Genomic DNA, 1,775 nt, shown 5'->3' with positions numbered 1-1,775 from the left:
ACGGCCGGGACACTTCAGCTGGACGGTTCCGTGAGTGGTAACGTGATCGTTGGTGCGAGCGGCACGCTGAGCGGTTCTGGCACGGTTTCTGGTGATGTGACGAATCAGGGGACGATGAAGCCGGGCTTGATGACGATCACCGGTGACCTGACGTCGAGCGGTACGATTCAGTTCACGGTGAACAGCGGTTGGACGACACCCGGTACGGATTACAGTCAGCTCACGGTGGGTGGGAATCTGAATCTGAGTGGTTCGACTCTGTCGGTTTTGAATACGTTGGATGCGTCTGCTCCCGGTGTGAATCAACTGTTGACACTGATCAATCACGCGGGGACGACGAACAAGACGACGACAAACGGGAGCACATTGCCGGCGGATGGTGCGACGTTGACAGTGGGCAGCCACTCGTTCAAGTTGTTTTACAACGGTGGAGACGGGAACGATGTGGTTCTCGTTGAAGCGACGACACCGAATGTGGTTTACGTGTCCGGTACGGCGTGGGCCGGTTTGACTCCCGGAACGGTGATCACGGATGGCGATTTGGGAACGCCGTTGAATCAGCCAGCGATTGTCGGTGTGACGGCGTTCACGACGGTGAATGCGGCTCTGTCGGGATCGACGTCGAACAGTCAGGTGATCGTGAATGCGGGAACGTATCACGAGTCGGTGAGTCTGACGGGGACGCATACGTTGACGATCACGGCTGGGGCTGTGGTGAGCTTCGACTCTCTGTCGGGGATTGCGGGCACGTTCGTGCAGATTCAAGGGAGTTCTCTGACGGTAGGAGACTCGACGAATACGACATTGGGGAGCGTGATCAGCGGCACGGGTGATCTGATCAAAGCGGGTTCAGGGACGTTGACTCTGTCGGGGGCGAGTACGTACAGCGGCGCGACGACGATTACGTCGGGGACGCTTCAGATCAATGGCTCGGTGACGAGTAATGTTGGCGTCAACGTTGGTGGAACTCTGAGCGGGTCGGGGACGATCACGGGGAATGTGACGAATCAGGGGACGATGAAGCCCGGCTTGATGACGATCACCGGTGACCTGACATCGAGCGGTACGCTTCAGTTCACGGTGAACAGTGGTTGGACGACTCCTGGTACGGATTACAGCCAGCTCACAGTCGGTGGGAATCTGGATCTGAGCAGCTCGACCTTGACGGTGGTGAACACGAAAGATCTTTCGGCCCCGTCAGTGAATCAATTGTTGAAACTGATTGACCATGCGGGGACGACACCTCAGACGATTACGAACGGGAGTACTCTTCCGTTGAACGGAGCGACGCTGACGGTTGGCAGTCACTCGTTCCGGCTGTTTTTCAATGGTGGAGACGGGAACGATGTGGTTCTTGTCGAGGCGAGTTCACCGAATGTGGTGTATGTCTCGAACAGCGCGTGGACGGGGTTGACGCTGGGGACCGTGATTGCGGACGGCGATTTGGGGACACCTCTGAATCAGCCTGCGATTTACGGCGTGAATGCGTTTGGCTCGGTCACGGAGGCGTTAGCCGCGTCGACGTCCAGCGGGCAGATCATTGTGAATGCGGGCACGTATCACGAAGCGATCAGTCTGACGGGTACGCATACGCTGACGATCACATCTGGGGCCGCGGTGACTCTCGATTCGCTGTCGGCGATCACGGGGACATTCGTCCAAATCCAGGGCACGTCTCTGACGGTTGGCGATGCCACCAGCACGACGGTGGCCAGCGTCATCAGCGGAAGCGGAAGTCTCGTCAAAGTCGGATCGGGAACGCTGACCCTCTCTGG

The 1,775-nt window shown here is 58.0% G+C and carries 1 protein-coding gene; it reads left to right on the top strand.

Annotation, left to right across the window (positions count from 1 at the left end; translation table 11 throughout):
• Nucleotides 1-30 precede the first annotated feature (30 nt).
• A partial coding sequence (locus OSO_RS41480) for a beta strand repeat-containing protein (protein ID WP_193378323.1) occupies nt 31-1,775 on the top strand: 1,745 nt, incomplete at its 3' end.

This window comes from Schlesneria paludicola DSM 18645 (assembly GCF_000255655.1).
GTDB lineage: Bacteria > Planctomycetota > Planctomycetia > Planctomycetales > Planctomycetaceae > Schlesneria > Schlesneria paludicola.
The sequence above is the reverse complement of the archived record's forward strand: the minus strand, read 5'-3'. Positions and strand labels throughout refer to the sequence as shown.